Below are 26,023 nucleotides of genomic sequence, written 5' to 3'. Positions count from 1 at the left end.
AGTTGGCTTATAAACAGTGGCGCTCTAGCGCATCAATAAACAGTTGGGCGACGTTGCAGTCGGTTTGTTGGGTGATTTCTTGGAAGCAGGTTGGGCTGGTGACGTTGATCTCGGTGAGCTTGTCGCCAATGATGTCCAAGCCCACCAGCAGCAGGCCACGCGCGGCCAGCGTGGGGGCCAAAGCACGGGCGATGCGCCAATCGGCCTCGCTAAGCTCTTGCGCCACGCCTTTGCCCCCAGCGGCCAAGTTGCCACGCACCTCGCCGCCCTGTGGGATGCGGGCCAAGCAGAACGGCACGGGTTCGCCGTCGATGAGCAGCACGCGCTTGTCGCCATAGGCAATAGCGGGCAGATAGCGCTGCACCATCACGGTTTGGGCACCGTCTTGGTTCAGGGTTTCGATGATGGCCCCCAGATTCAGGCCGTCTTCCTTCATCCGAAAAATGCCCATACCACCCATGCCATCGAGCGGCTTGAGGATGATGTCGTGGTGCTCGGCATGGAAGTCGCGGATAGCCTGCGCGCTGCGTGTGACCAGCGTGGGGGCAATGTGCTCGGCAAACTCCAAAATGGCCAGCTTTTCGGGGTGGTTGCGCAGGGCCGCAGGCTTGTTGAACACCTTGGCACCCTCGCGCTCGGCTTGTTCGAGCAAGTGGGTGGCGTAGAAAAACTCGCTGTCAAAGGGGGGGTCTTTGCGCATCAGCACGGCGTCAAAACTGCTGAGCGAACGCACATCGGTGGCCGAGACGGTGAACCACGCATCGTCTTGCCCGGTGAGGGTGAGGGTGATGGAACGCACGCGCGCTTTGACCAAAGCGCCCTGGCTCCACAGCACATCCACCGGCTCGCAGGCATGGATGCGGTGGCCGCGTGCTTGGGCCTCGCGCATCATGGCGAAGGTGGTGTCCTTGTAGGTTTTGAAGCTCTCCAATGGATCGGCGACAAACAAAATATCCATACCGTGTACTCCTTGTTCTCAGGTGCGGTGCAAACGGCTCACACCCAACGCCACCAATCCCGCCACTATGCCCCAAAAGGCAGAGCCCACACCAGCTACCACGACACCGCTCAAGGTCACCAAAAAGGTGATGATGGCCGCTTCGCGCCGGTGTTCGTCGGCCAGCGCCATTTGCAAGGCGTTGGCAATGGTGCCCAGCAAGGCCAAGCCCGCAATGGTGGCGACCAATTCTTTGGGCAGAACCAGCAGCAGGCTGATGACCGCCCCACCAAACAAGCCCACCGTGATGTAGAAAAACCCGCACATAGCCGATGCGGTGTAGCGGCGCAGGCGGTCGCTGTGCGCTTCGGGCCCCATGCAAATGGCGGCGGTGATAGCGCTCAGGCTCAAGGAAAAACAACCAAAGGGGGCCAGCAGCAGCGTAGTCAGGCCCGTCACGGTGATCATGGGCGATACCGGAATGCCCGCCTCGCCGCCTTGGGCGCGCTTGTCCTCAAAGCCCGTGGCGCGGATGGTGGCCACACCCGGCAGGTTTTGCGAGGCCATGGTCACCACGAACAGCGGCAAGGCCATGGACACCATGGCATGCCAGCTCCACTGCGGTGTAACCCACACAGGCCAAGCCAAACCAGCGCTCCAGTTTTGCAAGCCATTTTGGCCTGCAGAGCCCGCCAGCATTGCTTGAGCAGCTACAAAAAGCATAGCAGACAAGAGCGCTAGCGGTATCGCGTAGCGCGGCAACCAACGCCGCCCAGCCAAATAAGCACCCACCATGAGCAACACCAGCACGGGGGCGGAGGAAACCGACCCGACTGCCGACAGGCCAAAGCGCGCCAACACGCCCGCGAGCAGGGCCGATGCCAAGGGCATGGGGATGAAGCGCATGGCGCGTTCAAACCAGCCCGTGGCACCGCACAGCATGACCAGCGCGGCGCTGGCGATGAAGGCCCCCACGGCTTGCGGCAAGGTAAAGCCACTTTGCGCCGCCGCCGTGGCCAGCACCGCCGCACCCGGAGTACTCCACGCCACCATGACGGGCATACGCCACCACAGCGACGGCAGCAGCGTGGCCAAGCCCATGCCCAGCCCCAGTGCCCATATCCACGAAGCCATTTGCTCAGGGCTGGCACCCAGCGACTGGGCGGCTTGGAACACCAGCGCAATGGTGGAGGTGATGCCCACCAGCACGGCGACAAAGCCTGCGCTGACGGTGGACAAGCTCAGGTCACGCCAAAAGCGCTGGGGGGTCACACGCATGGGGTCAAATTTCTATCTTGGAGCCCAGTTCAACCACCGAGTTATTGGGCAGGTTCAGGAAGTCCGCTGCCGCACCCGCATTGCGGTGCATTTGGGCAAACAGCTTTTCACGCCACGGCGCCATGCCTTCGCCCAGCGTGGGCACCACGGTGTCGCGCGATAGGAAGTAGCTGGTCGTCATGGCGTTGAAGTCAAAACCATGGCCACGGATGTGCTCCAGCGCCTTGGGCACGTCCATGTCGTTCTTGAAACCGTAGTGCAGCACCACTTGCCAGCAGTCATGGCCCAGCGATTCAATCTGGATGCGCTTATCCAGCCCAATCCACGGTACCTCGTGGCTGCGCACGGTCACAAACAGGTTGACTTGGTGCAGCACCTTGTTGTGCTTGAGGTTGTGCAGCAGCGCATTGGGCACGATGCCCAGCTCGGCGGACAAAAAGACCGCTGTGCCTTCCACCCGCGCGGGCGGGCTGACAAAGACGGCCTCCAAAAAGCTGGACAAGTCCAATGCATCGGCGCGCATCTTGTCATTGAGCAAGCGGCGGCCATCTTTCCACGTCATCATGAGCGAGAAGACCAGACCGCCAATGAGCAAGGGGAACCAACCGCCATCGAGCAGCTTGAGCAGGTTGGACGCCCAAAACGCCGTGTCCACCACCAAAAACACACCGGTAGAGGCCAAGCACAGGTAGAGCGGGTACTTCCAGCCATAGCGGATGACGTAGAAGGTCAGCACCGTGGTGATGAGCATATCGGTACACACCGCAATGCCATACGCCGCAGCCAAGTTGCTCGATGACTTGAAGGTGACCACCGCCAGCACGATGGCCACGCACAGTGCCCAGTTCACAAAGGGGATGTAGATCTGCCCCGCATCGCGTGCGCTGGTGTGGATGATGTTCAAGCGCGGCAAATAGCCCAACTGAATCACCTGCTTGGTGACGCTGAACGCGCCGGTGATCAGCGCTTGCGAGGCGATGACCGCCGCCATGGTGGCCAAAATCACCAAGGGCACCAGCGCCCAATCGGGGGCCATGCGGAAAAACGGGTTTTGCACGGCTTCGGGCTCTTGCAGCAGCAAAGCGCCTTGGCCAAAGTAGTTGAGCGTGAGCGAGGGCATGACCACGCTGAACCAAGCCAAGCGGATGGGCCTTTTGCCAAAGTGCCCCATGTCGGCGTACAGGGCTTCAGCCCCCGTGACGCACAGCACAATGGCACCCAGCAAAATGAAGGTGATGCCGGGGTTGTTCCAAATAAAGGTCAGGGCGTAGCTGGGATTGAGCGCCCACAAAATGACCGGGTGATCCAGGATGTGCACCACGCCCAGCACCGCCAGCACAAAGAACCACACCAGTGTGATAGGGCCAAAAAAGCGCCCAATGCCCGCCGTGCCGCGCTTTTGCACCGCAAACAAGGCCACCAAAATCAGCACCGTGATGGGCACCACGCCCTTGTGGAACTGGGGTGCGATCACCTCCAAGCCTTCCACCGCACCCAGCACCGAAATGGCCGGGGTAATCACCCCATCGCCATAAAACAAGCAGGTGCCAAAGACCCCGACCAGCAGCAACATGTGGCGCAGCCGGGGTTTGTCTTTCACGGCCTGCGAGGCCAGTGCCAGCATGGCGATCAAGCCACCCTCGCCCGCGTTGTCAGCGCGCAGCACCAGCACCACGTATTTGAGCGAGACGATGAAGGTCAGCGTCCAGAACAGAATGGACAAGATGCCGTAGACGTTGTCCGGCGTGAAAGGCACGTGGCCAGAGCCGAACACTTCTTTGAGCGCATACAGCACGCTGGTACCAATGTCGCCATACACCACACCTATGGCACCCAAGGTAAGCGCCGCCAGAGAAGACTTGGACGAATTCACACTGCAGACCGGGCCTGTTGGCCCAGCTTCCGTTCTAAAAGGGATCGCTATTGTGCCTCTAGCAGCTCCAGCTGCGGGTCAGTCGCTTCCAACTCGTAACTGGCAGCCAGCATGGCCAAGCGGGCAATCACGCCGTACATGTAAAAACGGTTGGGTGCGCTGGCCCCAGGTTTGACCCCGGTTTTGGGCAGTTGCGTGCTGTGCTCAAACGACAGCGGCACCGTCGCATGGCCAGGCACCACCAGCCCATCCGTGGGTTGCAGACCGGGATGCACACGGTAAAAACCACCGACCACGTAGCGGTCCATCATGTACACCACAGGCTCTGCTACGGCACCGTGCAAGCGCTCGCAGGTCATCACACCTTCTTGCACCAGCCACTCCAGTGGCGAGCCTTCGGCGCGCTTGGAGCACTGGGGTGCTAACTGGGCCAAACGCTGGGCCACCTCTTGCGCGTCGCGCACACAAATGATGGCGTTTTCCGCCGTGCGGTTGTCGGCCTTGAGCACGGCATAGGGTTCCTCCTCCACGCCGTATTCTTTGTGACGGCGGCGCAGTTTGACGAGCAAATCGGCCACCTGGTCGGTGAGCTGCTGCACATCGCGTGGCTGGCGGATATCGGCCACACCGCAACCTTGCGACAGTGTGGTCATGAGCCAAGGGTCTACGCCAATGAGCTTGCCAAAGCGCTTGGTCACCTCATCGTAGTTGGCCAAATGGCGGCTCTTGCGGCGGGTATCCCAGCCTGCATGCAGGGGGGGCAACAAGAACTGGGTGTGCAGGTCTTCCAAAATGCCCGGCACACCAGCGCGCAAGTCGTTGTTGAGCAAGATGGTGCACGGATCAAAGTCCGCCAGCATCAGGCGACCGCCCTGCTGGAACACAGGCTCCACCGTGATGCTGTCGCCATCGGGCAGGGTGTATTCGCGCGGGGCATTCAAATCGGGGCTGATGGAACCCATGCGCACGTGCAAGCCCGCCTGTGCAAACACGCGGCGCAGCTGGGCCAAGTTGGCCAACTGCCCGGCGTCCAGCGTGCTGCTGCGCGGCACCACCAGCAGATTGCGCGCTTCGGGGCATATTTTTTCCACCGCGGCTTGGGCCGCTTGCACCACCAGCGGCATCATGGATTCGCTGAGCAAATGCCACGCATCGGGGAACAAATGCGTGTCCACCGGGGCCAGCTTGTAGCCCGCATTGCGCACATCGACCGCGGTGTAAAACGGTGGCGTGTGCTCCATCCACTCCAAGCGGAACCAGCGCTCGATGGCTGGCATGCAGTCCAAAATGCGCTGCTCCAGCTCGTTGATAGGCCCCGTCAGGGCCGTTGCCAAATGGGGAACCATAGGGTGCTTCCAGTGATTAGGTACGAACTTCGCCCTGGCCCAGTACCACGTACTTGAGCGAGGTCAGGCCCGCAATGCCCACCGGGCCACGGGCGTGGAATTTGTCGGTGCTGATGCCGATCTCGGCCCCCAGACCGAACTCAAACCCATCGGCAAAGCGCGTGCTGGCATTGACCATAACGCTGGCCGAATCCACCTCGCGCAAAAAGCGCTGGGCGTGCACGTGGTTGGTGGTGAGGATGGCGTCGGTGTGGTGGCTGGAATAGTGGTTGATGTGGGCAATCGCTTCGTCCACACCCGCCACCACCTTGATGCTGATGACGGGGGCCAGGTATTCCTCGTACCAGTCTTGCTCGGTGGCATCGACCAGCTTGGCACCGGCTACGCTGGACAAAATGGCCTTGGAATCGGCATCGCAGCGCATCTCCACGCCTTTGGCGGCGAACACCGCGCCGATGCGGGGCAAAAAGGCAGCCGCCACGGAGCGCGCCACCAGCAAGCCTTCGCTGGCATTGCAGGGGCTGTACTTTTGGGTTTTGGCGTTGTCCGTTACCGTAACGGCCATGTCAAGGTCGCAGGCGTCGTCCACATAGGTGTGGCAGTTGCCATCCAAGTGCTTGATGACGGGCACCTTGGCGTCGCGGCTGATGCGCTCGATCAGGCCCTTGCCGCCACGGGGGATGATCACATCCACAAACTGGGGCATGGCAATGAGTTGCCCCACCACCTCGCGGTCGGTGGTGTCCACTAGCTGCACGGCGTCTTCGGGCAGACCGCTATCGGCCAAAGCTTGGCGCACCAAGCGGGCCAGGGCGCGGTTGGAGTCGATGGCTTCAGAGCCACCGCGCAGAATGCAGGCATTGCCGCTCTTGATGGACAGGCTGGCTGCCTCAATGGTCACATTGGGGCGGCTCTCGAAAATCATGCCAAACACGCCAATGGGCACGCGCATTTGGCCCACGCGGATGCCGCTGGGCTGCTGCTGCATGCCGATGATTTCACCAATCGCATCAGGCATGGCGGCCAGTTGCTCGCAGCCTTGAGCGCAGGTTTCCAGCACTTTGGGGGTGAGCTTGAGGCGATCGACCATGGGCGCGGACAGGCCAGCGGCCACGGCACGCTCGATGTCTTTGGCGTTGTCCACCTGCAGCGCAGCGGTTTGCTCGCGCAGCAACTGGGCCAAGCGCTTGAGCGCGGCATTTTTGCTAGCCGTGGAGGCTTTGGCCATGAGCGCAGAGGCGACTTTGGCCTTGGAACCGAGGGATAAAGAATATTCAGCGACGTTGAATGCGTTCATCCCCCGATTCTCTCACTAGAGCTCCAAAACCACACGGCCGTCGATGTGGCCCTGTTTCATGCTGGCAAAGATGCTGTTGATGTTGTCCAGCTTGTCGGTGCTGTAGTGCGAGCGCACCTTGCCTTCGCCCGCAAACTGCAGGGCTTCTTGCAAGTCCAGCCGCGTGCCCACAATCGAGCCGCGTATGGTTTTGGCGTTGAGCACCACGTCAAAAATGGGCAACTCAAAACCGCCGGGCGGCAAGCCGACCAAACTCATGGTGCCGCGCTTGTGCAGCATGCCCACGCCCTGCGCAAAGGCCGAGCGCGATACCGCCGTGACCAGCACCCCGTGGGCCCCGCGCACATGGCGCTGCACCTCGGCCACCACGTCTTGGGTGGCGGCGTTGAGCGCTACATCCGCCCCCAACTCGCGGGCCAAGGCCAGCTTGTCTTCGGCCACATCCACCGCAATCACATGAAAGCCCATGGCCTTGGCGTACTGCACCGCCATGTGGCCCAAACCACCAATGCCGGAAATGGCCACCCAGTCACCGGGCTTGCAGTCGAGCACTTTCAGGCCTTTGTAGACCGTGACACCGGCGCACAGCACCGGGGCGGCGGGGGCGAATTCCAAGTTGTCGGGCAAATGGCCCACGTAGCCGGGGTCGGCCAGCACGTACTCGGCATAGCCGCCGTTGACGGTGTAGCCCGTCATCTGCTGGTGGTCACACAGGGTTTCCCAACCGCCCATGCAGTGCTCGCAGCAGCCACAGCTGGTGTGCAGCCATGGCACGCCCACGCGGTCGCCTTCTTTGAGGTGCTTCACCCCCTTGCCCACCGCCGCCACAAAGCCCACGCCTTCGTGGCCGGGAATAAAGGGCAGCGCGGGTTTAACGGGCCAGTCGCCATCGGCAGCGTGCAGGTCGGTGTGGCACACGCCAGAGGCCACCACCTTGACCAGCACCTGCCCATCGGGCACCTCGGGCACGTCCACTTCGTCAATGGCCAGCGGTTTGCCAAATTCATGCACAACAGCGGCCTTCATCTTTTGCACCATGGTTTTCTCCTCTCCTTCGGGTTGCTATGGTGCTTACTCTGCGCCTACTGGACGCAGGGTGTTTTGCTGCAAGTCAAGAAAAAGCTGCGGCAGGGCTTCGAACAACTGCGCCCGTTTTCTGGGTGAGAAACCACGCACAGCCGAGGCCACCCATTGGGCACGTTCCAAGTTGATACGCCCGCTCTGGTGCCAACGCTGGGCCTCTAGCGTGGGGTTGTGCAGCATGGCGGCCAGCCACACCGCTTGGGCAGGGCTGATCTGATCCACCCGCAAACCAAAATAGGCATGGGCAGCCGCCTGCGCGCCACACACCCCTGCCCCCCATGGAGCGTGCGACAGGTACAACTGCAAGATGCGCGCCTTGCCCATGGTTTGCTCCATTTCCACCGCATAGAGTAGTTCGCGCAACTTGCGCACGGGCGAGCGCTCGCCACCGGTAACGAGCAGCTTGGCCACCTGCTGCGACAAGGTGCTGGCACCACGCGGCGCAGTAGCGCCGCTGTCTTGGTTGCGCTGCAACGCCTTGGCCATTTCCACCAAGTCATAGCCGGGGTGCTCGTAAAAGCGCTGGTCTTCGGCGGCCAATACGGCGCGGGCCAGCACACTGCTGGTAGAGAGGTCTGCCCGTGCAAATGGCGCAGGCAATGCACGGCTGCACTGGCTGCGCGCTTGCCCCCAGGCCTCGGTGCCCAATCCGCGCACCACCATGGCGTTGATACGCGGCTGCAGACGCAGCACTTTGCTGGGCAATTGCAATGTGGCTTGGAGTGCAAAAGTACCGCCAATGCGCACACGGGCTACTTCAGGAATCACGCTGGCAAACAAGGCATAGCCATCGGCCAATGGCGTCTCGGGCACATCGATATGCAGCTCTAGTCCACTGGCCTGCAAATTGCCATGCCATGCAGCCCGCACCGCCCCACTGCGCACAGTGCCGTGCAGCACATGGGCATGGCGCTGCACAGTCATGACGACGCTATCCAAGCGCAAAGGCTGCCCACCCCAACTGCTGCTGCGCAGCGTGCAGGGCTGGCATTGCAGGCTTAGCTGCTGGCTGGCTTCGTCCCATGCCATGCGCACTGGGCCCAAGCGTGTTGGCACGCTGCGCCCGTGCAACTGCCTAGCCACCCACGGGGCAGTACCCCACCGAACCAGCGCAGCCACCCCCACCTCCATGCGCACCGGGCCTAGGTGCAACGTAGTGGCCCAATCACCCGCTGCGGGTCGCAGCAGGGCACGGGCTCCCAGCAACAACCCACCCAGCCCCAGCATCAACACCACCCCAAGCAGCAACAAACTGCGGGTAACACGGTGTTTTGGGAGATACATGGCATCGTCCTTCATCCGTAGCGCAGCACTACAACGGGGTGGCCACCGTGTAGGCCAACCATGGGCCGGTGGACTGCCCCACGATGGAAGCCCAATACCAAGCCGAGGCATCGGTGTAGCCGTGGCCTTGCGCATCCTCTATGCGTTCGCACACACGCACTTGGCGGCCAGCGCGCTCGGCCACAAAGCAGCGCCACAACTGCTCTGCCGCTTGCCGCTCCAACTGCTCGCTGTGGATGCGATAGCCCAATGCGCGGTAGCAATCCGTGGCGGGGTGCAGCATGCGGGTCGGCTTGCCGACCGTGCGCAGCACCAGCACCTGCGATCCTGTAGTGAGGCGCGTCACCGTACCCGGAAAGTGCTGGGCAAAGCGCTGCTCCACATCACTCAATGCCAAGGGCCGCAGCGCTTGGCCTTGCCAGTGACTTGGCCACTCAGCCACTGAGCGAGCCGATGGCGTTGCATCCGTGTGGCGATGCCCTACCGCCTGCGCCAGCCCCCACAGCGCGCACACAGGCAGCAGCACGGCCCACAGGGTTTTGTGCAGCACACGGTTCACAAAAAGGTTGGCAAACAGGTTCATACCACCGTCTCCCGGCCAGCAAATGCGCCCATGGCCGCAGCAATGCCTGTGCATACAGCCGCCAACACCAGCAGGCCTATGGCGTCATGCCCCCAAGAGGACACATGCACACCCCCTGCTTGCAAGCCCACCAACGCGGTGTTGCGCACCACATTGCCCAGCAGCACCAAGCTGCTGACTGCGGGCAAGCGCAGTACAAAACTGCGATTGCCAAGCCCCACCGTCAGCGCTACCGTGCAAGCGGTGAAATAACCCAGCCACACCATTTGCACGCCCGAGCACGGGGCATCGACGATGATGAGCTGCCCATCCACCACCAAGCTACTGCCAGTGCGCTCCACGCTATGGACCAAGGACAGCACCCAAGCGCTGACCTCGGCCGTAACCACGCGCAGAGGGAAACCTGCGTAAAACTGGAGCGAGGCCAACAGCGGCAAAGACAAAACCGACAAGCCCACCACCGGCGCTACAGCCACCCGTGTAGGCAAAAAGGCCAGTAAACCCATGGCCAAGGCCAGCAGACTGACCAAGCCCACCAACAAATCAGGCCACTGACCATGTAAGACGGTGGTGAGCACTGCCCCCATGAGGGCAGTGGCCTGCAAGCCCAACCGGGGCGCTGCCCGCAACTGGCGGCGATGCCCCCACAGCAGCACAGCCAGTGCGGCCAAGGCCAGCGCGCCCAGTGGATCGTCAGAGCCATCGACCATTCGCTGCACCATCCACCACCAAGTGGGCCACAAGGCCAGTGCTAAGAGCGCCAACCAGCGCCACTGCGGCACGCGGTCTATGGCAACCCCAAACTGCACGAAGCGTGGTTTTTGCATGAGGGACGACATGGTTAGCGTGTGAAGTGGTTGGAGCAACGGGTTGCACGGCGGCGATGGCGCACCAGCAGGGCCAAAACAGACAGCGTTACCAACATGGCTCCCCAAGTGGCTGGCTCAGGCGTGCTGGGCACCTCGGCCCCCAGCGCGGTCTCTTGCACGCCCTCAGGCAAGGGGGATGCTTGGTTCACGCTGGGCGTGTCGGATGCGGCTTTGTTCCGCACCACTTGGTCTACCGCCAAAAAGCTGGTGTACTGGGTCAGCAAGCTGTATTGCAGCCCCAAATCGGTAATGGCTTGGCGCATGGCATCGCCTCCTTGCATGGCTTCTTGGTCACTCAGCTCTGCAATGCGGTGGCGTGCCCACATCTGGCGCAGTGCAGCGGTGTCTTTGGTACTGCTGGCGTCTATGGGCAAGGCCATGTGCAGCGGGCCGTTGGCCGTATTGCCATCGACCACCAGCGCGCCCTTGGCCTCACCCTTCCATTTGCCAAACACGACGAGCGGACGCTGGGCCAGCAGGTCAGGCAACTGGCGGGGTTCCACGTCGTACACGTCCAAGCCTTCAAAACGCACTTTCACATTGGTGAGTACGGGGGAGTCGATCATTTGGCGGAAGCGTTTGGCTTGTTCGGCCGCTTGCTCTGGTTTGGTGATGATGAAGGGTTCGCCCATGCCCGCACGGGCCAGGCCTTCCATGAGGTGGCGGTTCACACTGGAGCCAATGCCGAACGAAAACACATTGGCGCTGGAGAGGTTATTGCGCACCAGCTCAAAGGCTTCGCGCTCCACGGTCACATAGCCGTCGGTCACCACCACCACGGTGCGCGAGGTGTCGGCGTTTTTGGGCTGGGCGTACACGCGCTTGAGCGCCGGGATCAGCTCGGTGCTGCCACCGCCACCTTGTTGGTCGATGGTGCGGATGGCCTGATCGATATTGGCCTTGGTGGCGGGCACGGACTGCGGACTCAGGAAGCTGTTGCTGCCCGAGAACAGCAGCACGTTGAAGGTGTCGCTGGGGCGCAGGCCGCCAATCAGCTCGCGCAGCACACCCTTTGCCGTGTCCAGTGGAAAGCCGTGCATGGAGCCCGAGATGTCCACCACAAAGATGTACTCACGCGGGGTGATGGCCGTGGCGGGCGGGGCTTTGGGTGGCTCCACCATGGCGAGGAAAAAGTTCTCGTCCTTGCCCTTGTAGAGCATCACGCCGCTCTCTATCTTGTCGCCCGCTAGGCGGTAATCCAGGATGAAGTCGCGGTTATTGACGGGCTCTTCACTGGGGGTCAAACCCACCACCGTAGCGCCGCCTTGCTCTGTATAGGTCTTGATGCTGTGCGAGCTAGAGCGCACCTCTTTCACCGCCACCGGGGTGTTGAGCGCCACGTGGATATCCAAGGCTGGTGCAGCAGCACTGGTAGGCGTGCTCTTACCCTTGGGCAGATAAGGCTGGGCCACCCAGGTGGCGTTGGCCTGCGAACTCTGCGGGCTGTTGTAGCGTGGGCCCACTACGGTGGGGAAGACGAACTGGTACTTGCCATCCGTGGGCAGCAACAGCTCTGTGTAGCGCAGCTCCACCTTCACGTCGTCACCCGGCATGATGTTGGCCACGTTCATCTGAAACACATTGGGCAGGTGCTGCTCCAGCAGCGCGGCGGTCTTGCCCTCTTGCTTGGCCGCGTCGTACTCGATCTTGGCTTGCTGCTTCTCGCGGATTTTGGCGGTGATCAGGCGATCCGCCAGACGCACATTCATGCCATACACCGCGGCGCGCGTGGAGCCGGGAAACACGTACTTGGCCTCAATGGCGCGCTGGCCTTCGTTCTTGTAGGTCTGCACCACGGTCACGTCGGCAATCACGCCGCTGACCTTCACATTCACCTGGGTGGACTTGAGCGGTAGCTGATCCAGCGCTGGGTCATCACTCTTGACGAAGAAATAGGGGCTTTCGGTCTTTTGGCGCGGCGCGGCATCCAAGTCTTGGGCATGCACTGGTGGGTGCAAAGTCAAACCCACAAAACACACTGCCGCCGCTGCAGTGGCCCCCAACCAGCGGGACAGCGCCGCCGGTATGCGGGTAACGCGGGCAGACTGCCCGGCTGTGTTGGGTTGCTGAAAAAGGGCTTGCTGTGCAGCCCTAAGGGGGGTGGCCAATGCCATGAAGCTTCTCCAGTCGATGTGCACGCATGCACGGTGGAGAGAGCATCCCGCCCGAGCGAGAAGTCAATTTGAAGGGGCTAGGGGCTTGTGTGAAGTCTGAGTGAAAACGGGGTGAAGGGGGCGCCAATGTCTTCTGCAAGCTGGTTGCTGCCATACGCCTCGCGCCTTTCGAGCGATGGCTTTCGGAGTAAAGCAGAATTCGGCGCTAGCGGATCCAAGAACTACAGGCAGAATCAATCAGGTGATTTAGCTATCTAAAAAGAGAGACAAGGGAGGTTACATGTCAGTTGAGCAGGCTTGGCCTTTGAAGGTCAGTATCAATTTGATTGGGCAGTCCCCCAATCAGGGTACCGTCTTCGTTCAACGAGGGCTGACTACTCTGGTAGGCCCGAACGGTACTGGCAAAACACGCGCACTGCGTGCGATCAAGAGTGCCGTTGCATCGGTGCGGGGCATCTCGGATACGGGACGCAAGGTCCTTTTACTCGCAGCAGGGCGAACCAGTCCGATGGAGCGATTCCGATCGGCGGTTGACAATCCAAGCTACATTCCCCTAGAGGATGCAGCCGTTGGCCATATCGGCTTTCAAAGTCAGTGGTGGAATCTGGAGTCAATCACCGGTGTCTTGCTAGCACTTAATCAAAGAGCAGATTTACGCCTTAAGGTTGAGGCACGACTGCAACAATTGTTCGATCGAAGCATCGAACTAAATTGGTCGCAAGCTGGACTGACGGTTGCGATTTCTCCGATGCTGGGTGGTAGCCCGTACGCGGCAAACCATGAAGCAAGTGGAGTTCTCCAACTGATTGCTCTACTGGCCGCCATCCACAATGATGACATCGGCGCACTTCTGATAGATGAGCCTGAAATATCACTGCATCCTCAGCATCAGGCATTCGTTCTTGAGGAGATGCAACGTGTCGCGGGAGATCCTATCGACCCAGGTAAGAAACTGATTGTCATTGCAACACATTCGGCGGCTCTAATGCAGTTCCGCTCACTGAGTGAGTTGCCATCAATCGCTTTCTTTAGTTCGGCTCTTCGAGCTCCCGCGCAAGTCGATGCAAGCGACGAGATACTTAAACGATCCAAGCTCTCAGCACTGATGGCCCGACTTAGCGCCACCCACCGTATGGCGGTATTCGCTGAGCGCGTGCTTTTGGTGGAGGGGCCCAGCGACGAAATCATCGCGTCACAACTCGCAAGTCGCATGAACCAACGACTTCTGGCTCGCAATGCACAGATTCTCCCAGTTACAGGTAAAGGCGAGTTTCCGGAAGTCGCGAAACTCTTTCGATTGATGGGCAAGCACGTTGCCGTACTCGCAGATTTGGATGCTTTAGCAGATGACAACACTCTGGTCCGAGACTTCAGTGACCTTCCAGACGCATCATCGGTTGCTCAAAGTATCGGGCGAACATCGCTCGCGGACCTCGACGGAGACTTGCGCGTTGACTTGTCGAAGTTCATCACTAAGCACGAGACTGCAGTCGACGCGGCCGCGAGTGCGTACGACGACTGGTCCAGCAGTGGTTCGAAGTCGCCGAGCGTTCGACGGGTTACTCTTGCGCGCCTGTTAACGAAGCCAAACTCTTTTGATGAATCTGCGGTTGCAGATGCATCTGGTCTACGAACTCGATATCTGGTGCTTCTCGAAGCGCTCTCCAGACTGGGATGTTTTTTTCTCACGCGCGGAGCGATCGAAAACTACTACGACGATGGAGTATCAGACAAGAGCAAACCTGATCGTGCGGCAGCAGTGGCAGCAAAATTTGACTCCTCAGAGCCAAGCGACCTCGAGAGCAACTATGCTGACGTACTCAAAGCGCTAACACTCGTTGCGCCAAATCACCGCGTCGATGAAGACCTCCTACTTCGCCCTAAGCTTGGTGCTGCATTGAGTGCCGCTTTTCTGACGATGGCGCCGAATACCACTGATGAACAATTGAACGCAATCGCGAGAGCGACTATTGGTTCGCATGCCGGGGTTTTCATCCTAAATAATTGCTCAGACGAAAAGACTCTTCGGATTAAGGTTGATATCGCCTCCTCGCTCTTCAAGCGAGAGTCTTTTCCTTTCGACATTGGCGCTGACGAGAATGTAAATACAGTAGTCCACAAAAAACTCCCGGGGTTTCAAGCTCAGTAGCCCACGCCAGCACTACAAGAGAAAGGGATGTCAGCTATGCGGCGGAGTTGGCATATTTGCTGCGGTCTATCACAGTCAGTTATCGCCGCAAAGCGGACCTAGTTGAAACGCTATTCTGCACTTCGCGGCAACCAAAGGACCGCGCATGCACCCGGGCCTTCCGCCTCTGGCGTATTCCCAACTCCACCTTCCCCCGGTGCAGAGAAGCAATCTCTTTCACAAAGCTCAGCCCCAACCCCGTGCTTTTCTTTTTGGAGTGCGGTCGCGCCAGTGAGTAGAACCTCTCAAACACCTTGTCCTGCGTATAGCAGGGGATTCTCATGTTTGGTAGGTGCATCGTGCAGCCGCTCCACTCAGGTCGCTACCGAAGGTGCCGTCAAGTTGACATGCCGTCAGCCTGCATTCGCCAGTTCACCGTAGTTCCCGAAGGCTTGCCGATACTAAGTTCAGTGGCTTTAATTCAATGACCATTCCATACCTGGTTGCAAAAGGTTGCATTCTGCGGCAAAATACCCCCATCCAATGGGAGTTTCAAATGGCTGTTGCACTCAAGTTATCGGACGAATTGGTAGAAGACGCTAAGGCTACTGCTGCGGCCGAGCACCGGTCAGTGCCCAAGCAGATTGAATACTGGGCTCGCATTGGCAAATGCGTCCTGGAGAACCCGGACATGCCCCTGCGCATGATTCAGGACACCATGCTGTCGCTGGAGGAAACCAAGGCCGGGCAAGCTGAGCCCTATCAGTTCGGTTGATGCGTTGTGGCTTTGAACGTCGTTGCCACTCCGTCTTTCACACGCATTGCCAAGAAGCTCCATGCCAAAGACAAAAAGGTGCTGGATGCGGCGATTCGGGCAGTCGCTGCAGACCTTAGCTTGGGCATAGAAAAGCGGGGCGATCTGGCTGAGGTGTTTGTCTACAAGTTCAAAATGAACGCGCAAGAAACTTTGCTGGCGTATAGCTTGCGGCCAGACAAGAAAAAGCCCACAGAGCTGGTTCTGCTGGCCGTGGGGCCGCATGAAAATTTCTACACGCAGCTGAAACGCTAGGTATCTGCCGGGCTTAGCCTTGACGCGTGCGCAGCCACAGGGTGGCAGCAGCGCCAGTGCCTTCAGCCTCTGGCCGATTGCTTAATTCAATACGCCCCCGGTGCAGCGAAGCAATCTCTTTCACAAAGCTCAGCCCCAGCCCCGTGCTTTTCTTCTTCGAATGCGGCCGCGCGAGCGAATAGAACTTCTCAAACACCTTGTCTTGCGCGTACGCAGGAATGCCCGGCCCTTGGTCGCGCACGCTGATCTGGGCCCAGCGGCCATTTAGCGCCAAACCAAGTTCGATAGTGCCGCCCTGGGGGGAGAAGTCCAGGGCGTTGTCCAGCAGGTTGCTCACGGCGCGGCGCAGCAAGAAGGGGTCGGCTTCCACGGTGGCGTCGGCCTCGGCTTGCACGCTGATGCGGATGCCACGCTGCGTGGCCACGCCTTGGCTGGCATGGGCCAGTTCTTCCAGCAGGGGGCGCAGTGGCACGGGTTGCACGTTGTCCAGCACGCGGCGGGTTTCCAGTGCGGTGAGCTCCATCATGCGGTCCACCATCTCTTGGATGCGCTGGGTCTCGCGCTGGATGTTGGTAAGGAAGCGCTGGCGTTGCGCTTCTTCCATGGGCTCTTGCAGCAGCTCGGCCGCGCCGCGGATGGCGGACAGCGGGCTTTTCACTTCATGTGTGAGGGTCTGCACATAGTCGGCCACGTAGTTGCGCCCGGCCAGGGCGTCGCGCATTTCGTCAAACGCAGCGCGCAGCAAATCCCAGGCGCGGCGCAGCAGGCGGCCGGGGTGAAAACCCGGCTGGGCCTTCACATAGCGCACAAAGTCGGCAGTGAGGCCAAAGGGCCGCACCAGCCATACCGAAACCGTCACACCCAGCACCAGCACGGCCAGCACGGAGAGAAGGCCCGCGTACAGCGTGCGGCTGCGTGCTGCCACCACAAACTGGCCAAAACTCTGCACTGGCTTGCCCACGGTCAGGCTGCCGATGATCTCGCCACTGGTGGCACTGCGTACGGGGGCGGCCACGTACATGACAGCAGAGTCGGGGTGGCCGGGTATGTCCAGCGTGGTGCGGGCTCCGTATTCGCCTTGCAGGGTGAGGCGAACATCGCGCCATTGCGAAAAATCTTGCCCCTGTGCCTGCCCTGTAGAGTCGTACAGCACCGCGCCGTGCTTGTCGGTGACATAGACGCGCAATTCGACATGGGCTTTGCGGGTGTTGAAAATTTGTACGTCGAACTCGCGCGCGTAACTGGCCTTAAAGAGGCTGTCCAGTCGGGCCGTGTCGATGGCGCCATCGCGCTCGTCTTGCTCGACCAAACTGGCCAGTATTTGCGATGTTTCGACCAATGACTCTTCGGCGGACTCGCGGTAGCGCGGGTCTAGGTCTGCCACCACGCGGTACAGCACCAAGGCCATGCCCACTGCGTAGATGAGCAGCAAGCCTAAGAAGATGCGGCTTCTTTTGCTCATGCCGCAGTGGCGGGCAGTTCTTCGTTCAGCGCATAGCCCGTGCCGCGCAGGGTGCGGATAGGCTCCAGCGTGGGTGCTACGGCCTTGAGCTTGGCGCGCAGGGTTTTGATGTGGGCGTCTACCGTGCGGTCAAAGCTGTCGTTGTCGCCACCCCAGACCTGCAGCAGCAGTTCATCGCGGGTGTAGACGCGGCCGGGCTTTTGCACCAGCAGGCGCAGCACGCCGTATTCGTAGCGGGATAGCTCCAGCAGCTTGCCGTAAAAGCGGATTTGGTAGCGCTCTTCATCAAGCGCCCAGATGGCGGGGTTGCTAGCGGGTGTTGGCACCGCTGGCACGGTTGCAGTTGCGCTGGATGCGGCCAAACGAGCACTGCGGCGCAATATGGTGCGCACACGCGCCACTAGCTCGCGCGGGGAGAAGGGTTTGGCGATGTAGTCATCCGCCCCCAACTCCAAGCCCACTACACGGTCAATCTCATCGCTGCGAGCGGTCAAGAACAGCATGGGCACGTGGCTGCCACCGGGCAGGCCTTGCAAGCGGCGAAAGAGTTCAAAACCGTTGAGATCGGGCAGGCCGACATCGAGCACCACCAGCGCTGGCGGCTCTGCACTGAACTGGGCTATGGTATCGTGTGCGGTACTGGCCCACACGGGCGAAAAACCGTCGGTAGACAACACGTACTGCAAAGTATCGGCAATGCCAGATTCGTCTTCAACAATGAGGATGCGGGGTTTCGCAGTCATGAACTGGATTGTGTACCAGGCTCACTGTGCGCTATCGCCGAAACCGGGCCAGTTACCCAAGTCCTGCACCACGCCAGCCACCTTGTTGGCTTCGTGCACGATCTCCTTCCACACAGCAGAGCGCACATGTACACCCGACTGGTACAAAGGCTGGGCCATGCGATTGGCCAGTTGCTGATGCCACTGTTGCTCTGTCACCTTGACGCCCAACGATGCCAATACGCGCCGCTTGTCATCGACCATGCCATGCACGCGCGCGAGTTGGAGCAATCGCCCTTGCAGTACCGGCTGGTCGTGCAACGACTGGACGTACTGGTGAATTTGTTCATTGACCAGCATTTCCAACACTTGCAGTGGGTCTTGCTGCACGCTAGTCCAAACCAGCTCACCGTCGAAATGCTGCAAGCTGCGTTTGAATGGAAGCAGCCCCAGTGGCAAAGGCTGGTCGTAGAAAAAGCAAAAACCCGTTGCGTTCCAGCGTTGCGCTCGCACCATGTGCCACTGCCCGTCATGCAAGTAGTGCAAACGGATAGTAATGTGGTTAATCCTAACGCTAGCTCGCTGGAGACTGGCTTGGCTCATACCCCCATTGTGCTGAGGATTGGCCATCGCGTCATCAGGCCTAGCGCATGAGATCAGCAAACTCCGAAAATACCCAGCGGCGCATGCCCAGCAGCAGGGTGTAGCCGCTGCGGGCGTCTTCGGGTAAACGCTGATCGGCCAAGTGCTGTTGTGCATAGTCTTGCGCTACACGCTGCAAGCGCTCCAAAAATGCGGGTGCCAGACTGTGGCTGATGCTGCCATGCACCAGCATCAAGCCCTCAGCAGGGCCATCGAAACTGCCGCTGTAATAGTCCAGCAAAGCATGCTCGCGGAAATACGCCATCACAGGCCCATGGGGACGCCAGCGAAAGGTTTTGGCCAACTTGAGGCGGTAACGATTGAGTGGACGCAACTCAATGACACCAATGCGGTCAAGTTGCGTGAGGTGCTGCACGCACTCCGCCTCGGTAAGGCGGTAGGTAGCCAACATTTGCTCCAAGGTCCACTGGCTGAGCACGCAGATGGCGACGAGCAAACGCTTGCGATCCGTGACCAAGAGTTTTTCCTGCTCATGGCCAAGTTGTTGCAACAAGGGCTGGGCGTCGGCCACGCGACGGGCCAGATCGGCGAAATCCAAGCGCAGCACACGGCAAATGGCATCGACGCGCGACAGCGGCATATCGCCTTTGGCCAGCATGCGCTTGACGCTGCTCTCGGCCATGCCAAGCTGCTGGGCCAGATCGGCGTAGGTCATGCGGGCGGCTTTGAGCTCCTGCTTCAAAGCCTGTACCAGTTCGGTGGCTGCGGCCATAAAAGTATCCTTTTTTGATACCCATCGTATTCCAAAATCAATCTAGCAGCTTTAAACAATCCTTTTTTGCGCATCCACGCCCACAGTGCTGCTGTTGATAAGGAAAGGATTGGTATGCCCTTCAAACACCCCGCTTTACCCCGCACCAGCCACTGGACGCCGTTGGCGTTGCTAGTGCTGGCGACATTCGCGCTGCTGCTGGGCGCACGCAGTGCCCCGGTGCTTCCGCAGTACGAGCACTACCACCAGTTTGCCGACCAACGCACCTGGCTAGGCATACCGCATATAGCCGATGTGTTGAGCAATCTGCCCTTTGCCATCATGGGCGTTTGGGGCCTGCTGTGCTTGCGTAGGGTGCAGCATCACGCAGCGCTGGCACGCCCTGTGGTGCATGGTTGCGGGCTGTTTTTTGCTGGTTTGGTGGCTACCGCACTGGGTTCAGGCTACTACCACTGGATGCCCAACGACGCAGGGCTGCTGCTCGATCGCTTGGGCATGGTGCTGCCCTTTGCAGGCTTGCTGGGTCTGTGGGCTTATGAATGGTGGCCCCGTCGCAGTGCACTGTCTGCAGCCCACGCTGGCTATGGCGTTGCCGTCGGTGCGCTGCTGCTGGGAGCCATTGCACTGTGGTCGTGGTACGCCCATGGCGACTTGCTGCTGTGGGTGCTGCTGCAAGGCGGTGGCATGGTGGCCTTGCTCTTGGCATGCAAGCCCACACCCGGCCATGCAGAGTGCGCAGGCTGGCGTGTGGCGTGGCACTGGGTGGTGCTGGCTTATACGCTGGCCAAACTGTGCGAGTGGGGTGACCATCTGCTGTGGCATGCCCTGGATGGGTGGGTAGCTGGACACACCCTCAAGCACGTGTGTGCTGCAGCCGCTGCATGGCCTGTTGTGCAGGCGCTGCAGAGCGTCATGCAGAATGCCCGACACCTCAAGGAGACTGCGCAATGAGCGAACAACCCCACAGCTCTGGTCAATTTGCCCTGCTCACGCAGCGGCGCTTTGCCCCGTTCTTTGGCACCCAGTTTTTGGGGGCGTGCAATGACAACTTGTTCAAGTTTGCGTTGACCGTCATGGTCACCTACCAAATGAGCGTGGACTGGCTGCCCGCCAGCATGGCCGGTTTGGTCATTGGGGCCTTGTTCATCTTGCCCTTTGTGCTGCTCAGTGCCACCAGCGGGCAACTGAGCGACAAATACCCCAAAGCCACCATGATGCGCGCCATCAAAAACTTGGAGATTGCCTTCATGGCGCTGGCGGCATGGGGCTTTTACAGCCACAGCGTGGGGGTGTTGTTGGTGTGTGTGCTGCTGATGGGGGTGCACTCCACCCTGTTTGGCCCGGTGAAATACGCCTACCTGCCCGAAGTGCTGCAGCAGCACGAACTCACCGGCGGCAATGGGCTGGTGGAAATGGGCACTTTTGTGGCCATCTTGTTGGGCAATGTGGCGGGGGGCTTGCTCATCGCCATGCCCGAAGTGGGTGCCCAGTGGGTGGCGTGGGCCTGCTTGGCCTTGGCCGTGCTGGGCCGCTTGTGCGTGCAGGCTGTGCCGCAGATGACCGCGACTGACCCCAACCTGCGCATCAACTGGAACCCCATCAGTGAGACATGGCGCAACTTGCAAGTGGCGCGCAGCCAGCTGTCCGTGTTTCGCTCGCTGCTGGGCATTAGCTGGATGTGGTTCTTTGGCGCGGTATTTCTGAGCCAGTTCCCCAGCTTTGCCAAAGACGTTCTGCACGGCAACGAGCAAGTGGCATCGCTGCTTTTGGTGGTGTTTTCACTGGGTATTGGCACGGGCTCTTTGCTGTGCGAGAAACTTAGCCGCCACCAAGTGGAGATTGGCTTGGTGCCTCTGGGGGCAATCGGCATGAGCGTGTTCTCTATCGACTTGTACTGGGCGGCCAGCCAATTGCCACCAGCCCCCACCATGGATGTGACAGCGTTTTTGGCGGTGCATGCCCACTGGCGTGTGCTGGTCGATTTGCTGCTGCTCAGCCTGTGCGCGGGCTTGTACAGCGTGCCCATGTATGCCTTGATCCAAATGCGCAGCCCTGCCACACACCGCGCCCGCATCATCGCAGCCAACAACATCCTCAATGCCTTGTTCATGATCGCCAGCTCGCTCTTAGCCGGCTTGCTGCTGTCGCTGCAGTTCAGCGTGTCGCAAGTCTTCTTGTGGGTGGGCTTGGCCAATGCGGTGGTGGCCACCTACATCTTCTTGCTGGTGCCGGAATACCTGCTGCGGTTTTTGGCCTGGGTGCTCTCGCACTGCGTGTACCGCTTTGCGGTGCGTGGCCAAGAGCACATACCCGCCACGGGCGCAGCGGTCTTGGCCTGCAGCCATGTGAGCTTTGTAGACCCAGTGCTGCTGATGGGGGCCAGCCCCCGCCCCATTTACTTTGTGATGGATCACCGCATCTTCAAAACCCCGGTGCTGGGCTGGCTGTTTCGCTTGCTCAAGGCCATACCGATTGCCCCGCGCAGCGAAGACCCGCAGGCCTATGAAGCGGCTTTTGCAGCGGCCCAGCGGGTGCTGGAGCAAGGGGATTTGTTGGCCATATTTCCCGAGGGAGGCATTACCCGCGATGGGCATATGCAGGAATTCAAAGGCGGCATCATGAAGATCATCGAGAGCCACCCTGCACCTGTCATTCCCATGGCTTTGCAGGGCTTGTGGGGATCGTTCTTCAGCCGCATCGAGCTGGTTGGCAGCAACCCCACCGCCATGGTCAAACCCCTGCGCCGCGGATGGCTCAACCGGGTGAATTTGCAAGTGGGTGCTGCCCTAGTACCCCAAGGGCTGACGCTGCCCACGCTGCGCCAGCAAATCGACCAATTGATGCACAAGGAGCAATGATGATGATGAGACAGTTTTTGAGTGCGAAAGGACGCCTGTCACGCGGTGGTTTTTGGCTGCAGAGCGCCCTGCTGTGGGGACTGTTTTATGCCCTGTGGGAAGGGCTTGCCATCCCCGTCAATGGCTGGACTACATGGCTGATCAATGCCCCTGTTGTGTGGGTATTGGTTTGCCTGTGCGCCCGACGCTTGCACGACCGCCACTACAGCGGCTGGTGGCTGGCCGTGGTGGTGGTTCCGGTAGGAGGGGCGCTGTGGCTGCTCTGGCAACTGGCCTGCCGCCAAGGCGATGCACAAAGCAATCGCTGGGGGCCCAATCCACAGGCCCAGCACGGCGATTTTTTGACCGTGCAATAGACAGTAATAAGCAGCGATAAGCGCCAGGAGATGAGCATGAGCACTTCTACTTTGATCGTGAACGATGTCACCCGCCTCAACCCTGTGCCGGTGTGGGCCATTAGCCAACCACGCAGCGTGGACGAGGTGGTGCAGGCCGTGCAGCGCGCCAACGGGGCTATATCGGTGGGTGGCGGGCACTTCAGCATGGGTGGGCAAACCGCCAGCCCCGGCAGCTTGCACATCGACATGCGGCACCTGAACCAAGTGATTTCTTTCTCACCCCAGAGCAAAACCATCCGCGTGCAAGCGGGTATTCGGTGGTGCGATATCCAGCGCTTCATCGATCCACATGACCTGTCCGTCAAGATCATGCAAACCTACGCCAACTTCACGGTGGGCGGCTCACTGAGTGTGAACGTGCATGGCCGCTACATGGGTTTGGGGCCGGTGATTTTGTCTGTGCGCCACATCCGCTTGGTCATGGCCGATGGCCGCATTGAAGACGCCTCACCCAGCCACAACAGCGCGCTGTTTTACGGCGTGGTGGGTGGCTATGGTGGCTTGGGCATCATCGTGGAAGCCGAGTTGGAGTTGGCCGACAACGTGAAAGTACTGCGTACCCACCGCACGCTGCGCACAGCCGACTACTTGGCCTACTTCAAACAAATGGTGCGGCCGCAGCGCGAAGCGGTATTCCACAACGCTGACCTGTACCCACCACATTACAACAAGGTGCATGCGGTGACGTGGGTGCATACCGACGAGCCCGTCACGGAGCCCCGCCGTTTGCACAGCGGCGGGCGTGACTACCCGCTGGAACGCTACTTTCTGTGGGCCATCACGGAGACTCCACTGGGCAAGTGGCGGCGTGAGCACATCATCGACCCACTGCTATTCCTGCGCAAAAAAGTGCACTGGCGCAACTTCGAGGCCAGTTATGACGCCGCCGAGCTAGAACCCATCTCGCGCCACCACACCACCTATGTGCTGCAAGAGTACTTTGTGCCCGTAGACCAGTTCGACGCATTTGTGCCACTGATGGCCGAGATACTGCAACGCCACCGGGTCAATGTGCTGAACATCTCTATCCGGCATGCCCTGGCCGACAGCGGTGCCTTGATGGCTTGGGCCCGTGGCGAGACCTTTGCCTTTGTGCTCTATTACAAGCAGCGCACGCGCGACAACGCCATCAACCGGGTGGGCGTATGGACGCGCGAACTCATTGATGCGGTACTGCGCTGCGGGGGCACCTACTACCTGCCTTACCAACCCCATGCCACGCATGCCCAATTCCATTCCGCATATCCCGGAGCGCAGGCACTGTTTGCCCTCAAGCGACAGTACGACCCGGCATTTCGCTTGCGCAACGTGTTGTGGGACAAGTACTACGCCCCCACAGTGGGTGCCCCCGATTCGCCACCGAGCCAGCCCGCCGCCACAGGCGATGGGGAGTTCCACCGCGTGCTGGACGATACCCTGTGGCACGACAAGCTGTATTTGTTTTTGCAAAACATCTACCGCCTCTACCCCGAAGATCGCTACCACACACTGATCAAAAAACTCACGGGTGAACTGGGCAACGACGAGGCCATTTACCGCCGCTTACAGCGCGAACAAGCACAGCTCAAGCCCTTTTTGGCCGATGTGCGCTTGGCCTTGCCAGCCCTGTTCAAGCAAAAACGCGAAATGGCGCGACAAACCTTGGCGCTGCTGGGGCCACGCAAGGAGATCAATGGCTACTTAGAACTGGGAACCACAGGGCGCTACATCAGCACGCTGCGCCAACAGTTGGCGATCCGTGGGCCGGTGTATTTGGTCAACGAGCAAGCCATTACCAACTCGCCCGTGGACATTGCCGAGCGCGGTGGGTTGCGCCGCATAGGGCAGTACGTCCCCATGGCCCAGTACGAGCCCCTGCCAGTGCACATTGCCGATGCCAGTGTGGACATGGTGACCTGCTACATCGGCCTGCACCACTGCCCATTGGACAAACTCGATCCCTTTGTCCGCTCCATCGTGCGGGTCTTGCGCCCAGGTGGTTTGTTTGTGCTGCGCGAGCACGATGTGCGCGATCCGGCCATGCACACCTTCGTGTCGCTGATCCACGCCGTTTTCAACGCCGGGCTGGGCGAAAGCTGGGAAACCAATGCGCAAGAACTGCGGCATTTCCGCAGTGTGGCCCAGTGGGTGGACTATTTGGCAGCGCACGGCCTGCACGACCAAGGCATGCGTTTGGTGCAGGCCAATGATCCGTCGGACAACGTGCTGCTGCTGTTTTGCAAAACCAGCACCCAAACAGGAGCTGCAGCATGACACCATTGCACCGCTTTCGCCCATGGCTGTGGGTTGGCTGTTTGAGCCTGTTCAGCCTGCTGTGGACTTCGCTCTGCGCCGCCCAAAGCACCCCAAGCGCACCACCCCAAGCCCCTACCCAAGCACTTGCGGTGGGCAGCACACCTGCCGAGCATGTGCGCGGCGCAGAGCAAACGCTGTTGACCTTTCCGGAGTGGTTTTTGGTCTTTAGCCCCAACGAATTCGCGCAGTGGACTGCCGCCAACGCCCCGAGCCAGTTCCCTTGGTGGGGACATATCGGGCAGTTGTGGGGGAGCTACGCCAGCGTCACGCGCGAAAGCCAGCGCCGCGACATGGCACCCAACCCAGGCTATCACCTGATGATCATGGTCATTGGGGTTAGCACCACGGTGGAATACGCTATTCGCAGCGCCTACGAGAGCCTGGTGGGGCGTCTGACCGAAAGCACCGCCAGCAACGCAACGGCAGAGGATCGCCTAGGTGCCCAAGTGGCCCAAGAGTACGTGGACTTCATTCGGGTGCGGCCTTGGTACGAGTTTGACTTTGCAGCACCGCTGCAGCGCCTGTGGAGCCAGACGGGTTGGTGGGGTGACGCCCCCTTGCGCAAGTGGGAGCGCAAATTCGCACTGAGCACCGAGTACACCGTGAAAATGCTCTACGCCCAGCTCATCACACTGGGTACGCACAGCGTGTACGACGCTCCCTTGCCCACCACCGCCGTGATTGCCCGAGGCACGCTGCCGGCAGCAGACCCACAGTGGCCCGACGTTCAGGTACTGCAACGCTGGGACGATGGCCAAACCCTGCTGACGGTTCCGCGTTACGAAGCCTTTACCCACTACGCCCAGTACTTGGCACAGCACGGCGTGCAGCTAGAGCGCATTGCCGGCAACAACGGCAGCATTTTGGTCAGCCTCTTGGTGCCACGCACTTGGCAGGCACCAGCGGATGTGCAGACCTTGTTCAGCCAACCCATCATCACGGGTAATCAAGGGCAACGGGTGGCGTTGATGGTGCCCGTTGCATCCCTCAGCCAGCACCTGCGGCAGTGGCAAGCAGCGAGGGTGCCTGTCGAGCACATTTTTGACTACTGA

At 60.2% G+C, this 26,023-nt stretch carries 23 protein-coding genes; 8 read left to right on the top strand and 15 right to left on the bottom strand.

The features are described from left to right. Window positions 1-7 precede the first annotated feature (7 nt). Genes gshB through KIK84_RS09080 form a run of 10 tightly spaced genes read right to left on the bottom strand, consistent with a single transcriptional unit; the run spans window position 8 to window position 12,664 of the window. Window positions 8-958: a glutathione synthase gene (gshB, locus tag KIK84_RS09125; RefSeq protein WP_214122750.1), complete on the bottom strand. Its 951-nt coding sequence runs from the start codon at window positions 956-958 to the stop codon at window positions 8-10. Between the two features lie 18 nt (window positions 959-976). Next, on the bottom strand, window positions 977-2,215 hold the full coding sequence (locus KIK84_RS09120; RefSeq protein ID WP_214122749.1) for a benzoate/H(+) symporter BenE family transporter: 1,239 nt from the start codon (window positions 2,213-2,215) through the stop codon (window positions 977-979). A gap of 4 nt (window positions 2,216-2,219) precedes the next feature. Beyond that, window positions 2,220-4,088, bottom strand: coding sequence for a potassium transporter Kup (locus KIK84_RS09115; RefSeq protein ID WP_214122748.1), 1,869 nt, complete (start codon window positions 4,086-4,088; stop codon window positions 2,220-2,222). Between the two features lie 47 nt (window positions 4,089-4,135). Continuing rightward, complete coding sequence (gene gshA, locus KIK84_RS09110) at window positions 4,136-5,434, bottom strand: glutamate--cysteine ligase (RefSeq protein ID WP_214122747.1); 1,299 nt, start codon at window positions 5,432-5,434, stop codon at window positions 4,136-4,138. Between the two features lie 16 nt (window positions 5,435-5,450). After that, window positions 5,451-6,731 (bottom strand): glutamate-5-semialdehyde dehydrogenase, encoded by a 1,281-nt coding sequence (locus KIK84_RS09105; protein ID WP_214122746.1) that lies wholly within the window; start codon window positions 6,729-6,731, stop codon window positions 5,451-5,453. A gap of 15 nt (window positions 6,732-6,746) precedes the next feature. Then, window positions 6,747-7,769, bottom strand: coding sequence for an alcohol dehydrogenase AdhP (gene adhP / locus KIK84_RS09100; RefSeq protein ID WP_214122745.1), 1,023 nt, complete (start codon window positions 7,767-7,769; stop codon window positions 6,747-6,749). Window positions 7,770-7,802: 33 nt separating this feature from the next. Then, a complete protein-coding gene (locus KIK84_RS09095) occupies window positions 7,803-9,098 on the bottom strand; it encodes a biosynthetic peptidoglycan transglycosylase (RefSeq protein ID WP_214122744.1) in 1,296 nt (431 codons plus the stop codon). A gap of 28 nt (window positions 9,099-9,126) precedes the next feature. Continuing rightward, on the bottom strand, window positions 9,127-9,681 hold the full coding sequence (gene xrtQb, locus KIK84_RS09090) for an exosortase Q subunit 2 (RefSeq protein ID WP_214122743.1): 555 nt from the start codon (window positions 9,679-9,681) through the stop codon (window positions 9,127-9,129). Next, window positions 9,678-10,508, bottom strand: coding sequence for an exosortase Q (xrtQa, locus tag KIK84_RS09085; protein ID WP_250207866.1), 831 nt, complete (start codon window positions 10,506-10,508; stop codon window positions 9,678-9,680). The genes xrtQb and xrtQa overlap by 4 nt, the downstream gene beginning before the upstream one ends. 14 nt (window positions 10,509-10,522) lie before the next feature. After that, window positions 10,523-12,664, bottom strand: coding sequence for a VIT and vWA domain-containing protein (locus KIK84_RS09080; RefSeq protein WP_214122741.1), 2,142 nt, complete (start codon window positions 12,662-12,664; stop codon window positions 10,523-10,525). Between the two features lie 280 nt (window positions 12,665-12,944). Here KIK84_RS09080 and KIK84_RS09075 point away from each other — a divergent pair, with 280 nt between their 5' ends. Next, window positions 12,945-14,813, top strand: a complete 1,869-nt coding sequence (locus tag KIK84_RS09075) for an ATP-dependent nuclease (RefSeq protein ID WP_214122740.1) — start codon at window positions 12,945-12,947, stop codon at window positions 14,811-14,813. Between the two features lie 79 nt (window positions 14,814-14,892). On the opposite strand, the gene KIK84_RS16915 is transcribed toward KIK84_RS09075, so the two are convergent. Beyond that, window positions 14,893-15,135: an ATP-binding protein gene (locus KIK84_RS16915; protein ID WP_349815924.1), complete on the bottom strand. Its 243-nt coding sequence runs from the start codon at window positions 15,133-15,135 to the stop codon at window positions 14,893-14,895. Between the two features lie 213 nt (window positions 15,136-15,348). Here KIK84_RS16915 and KIK84_RS09070 point away from each other — a divergent pair, with 213 nt between their 5' ends. Next, the gene (locus tag KIK84_RS09070) at window positions 15,349-15,567 is read left to right on the top strand and encodes a TA system antitoxin ParD family protein (protein WP_214122739.1); all 219 of its coding nucleotides are present in this window, start codon (window positions 15,349-15,351) and stop codon (window positions 15,565-15,567) included. A 6-nt stretch (window positions 15,568-15,573) separates the two neighbouring features. Then, window positions 15,574-15,861, top strand: coding sequence for a type II toxin-antitoxin system RelE/ParE family toxin (locus KIK84_RS09065; protein ID WP_214122738.1), 288 nt, complete (start codon window positions 15,574-15,576; stop codon window positions 15,859-15,861). A gap of 13 nt (window positions 15,862-15,874) precedes the next feature. Here the strand turns inward: KIK84_RS09065 and creC are convergent, their stop codons facing one another. From creC to KIK84_RS09045, 4 genes are read right to left on the bottom strand one after another with little or no spacing between them, the layout of a single operon-like run. Then, window positions 15,875-17,323, bottom strand: coding sequence for a two-component system sensor histidine kinase CreC (creC, locus tag KIK84_RS09060; protein WP_214122737.1), 1,449 nt, complete (start codon window positions 17,321-17,323; stop codon window positions 15,875-15,877). Next, on the bottom strand, window positions 17,320-18,066 hold the full coding sequence (gene creB / locus KIK84_RS09055; RefSeq protein ID WP_214122736.1) for a two-component system response regulator CreB: 747 nt from the start codon (window positions 18,064-18,066) through the stop codon (window positions 17,320-17,322). The genes creC and creB overlap by 4 nt, the downstream gene beginning before the upstream one ends. A 21-nt stretch (window positions 18,067-18,087) precedes the next feature. Further along, window positions 18,088-18,648: a hypothetical protein gene (locus tag KIK84_RS09050; RefSeq protein WP_214122735.1), complete on the bottom strand. Its 561-nt coding sequence runs from the start codon at window positions 18,646-18,648 to the stop codon at window positions 18,088-18,090. Window positions 18,649-18,688: 40 nt separating this feature from the next. Then, a complete protein-coding gene (locus KIK84_RS09045) occupies window positions 18,689-19,420 on the bottom strand; it encodes a helix-turn-helix domain-containing protein (protein ID WP_214122734.1) in 732 nt (243 codons plus the stop codon). Window positions 19,421-19,534: 114 nt separating this feature from the next. On the opposite strand from KIK84_RS09045, the gene KIK84_RS09040 reads away from it, so the two are divergent. From KIK84_RS09040 to KIK84_RS09020, 5 genes are read left to right on the top strand one after another with little or no spacing between them, the layout of a single operon-like run. Then, complete coding sequence (locus KIK84_RS09040; RefSeq protein ID WP_214122733.1) at window positions 19,535-20,371, top strand: hypothetical protein; 837 nt, start codon at window positions 19,535-19,537, stop codon at window positions 20,369-20,371. Continuing rightward, window positions 20,368-22,278 carry an MFS transporter gene (locus KIK84_RS09035; protein WP_214122732.1) on the top strand — a complete coding sequence of 637 codons (1,911 nt, stop codon included), beginning with the start codon at window positions 20,368-20,370 and terminating at the stop codon, window positions 22,276-22,278. Before KIK84_RS09040 ends, KIK84_RS09035 begins: the two co-directional genes overlap by 4 nt. Then, entirely contained in the window at window positions 22,278-22,634 is a 357-nt protein-coding gene (locus tag KIK84_RS09030; RefSeq protein WP_214122731.1) for a DUF805 domain-containing protein, read from the top strand. The genes KIK84_RS09035 and KIK84_RS09030 overlap by 1 nt, the downstream gene beginning before the upstream one ends. A 36-nt stretch (window positions 22,635-22,670) precedes the next feature. Beyond that, a complete protein-coding gene (locus KIK84_RS09025) occupies window positions 22,671-24,929 on the top strand; it encodes an FAD-binding protein (RefSeq protein WP_214122730.1) in 2,259 nt (752 codons plus the stop codon). Further along, window positions 24,926-26,023 carry a hypothetical protein gene (locus KIK84_RS09020; protein WP_214122729.1) on the top strand — a complete coding sequence of 366 codons (1,098 nt, stop codon included), beginning with the start codon at window positions 24,926-24,928 and terminating at the stop codon, window positions 26,021-26,023. The genes KIK84_RS09025 and KIK84_RS09020 overlap by 4 nt, the downstream gene beginning before the upstream one ends.

The organism is Curvibacter sp. CHRR-16 (assembly GCF_018474005.1).
Taxonomy (GTDB): domain Bacteria; phylum Pseudomonadota; class Gammaproteobacteria; order Burkholderiales; family Burkholderiaceae_C; genus Allorhodoferax.
Note: the sequence above shows the minus strand (reverse complement) of the source record. Positions and strands in the feature narration are given on the sequence as shown.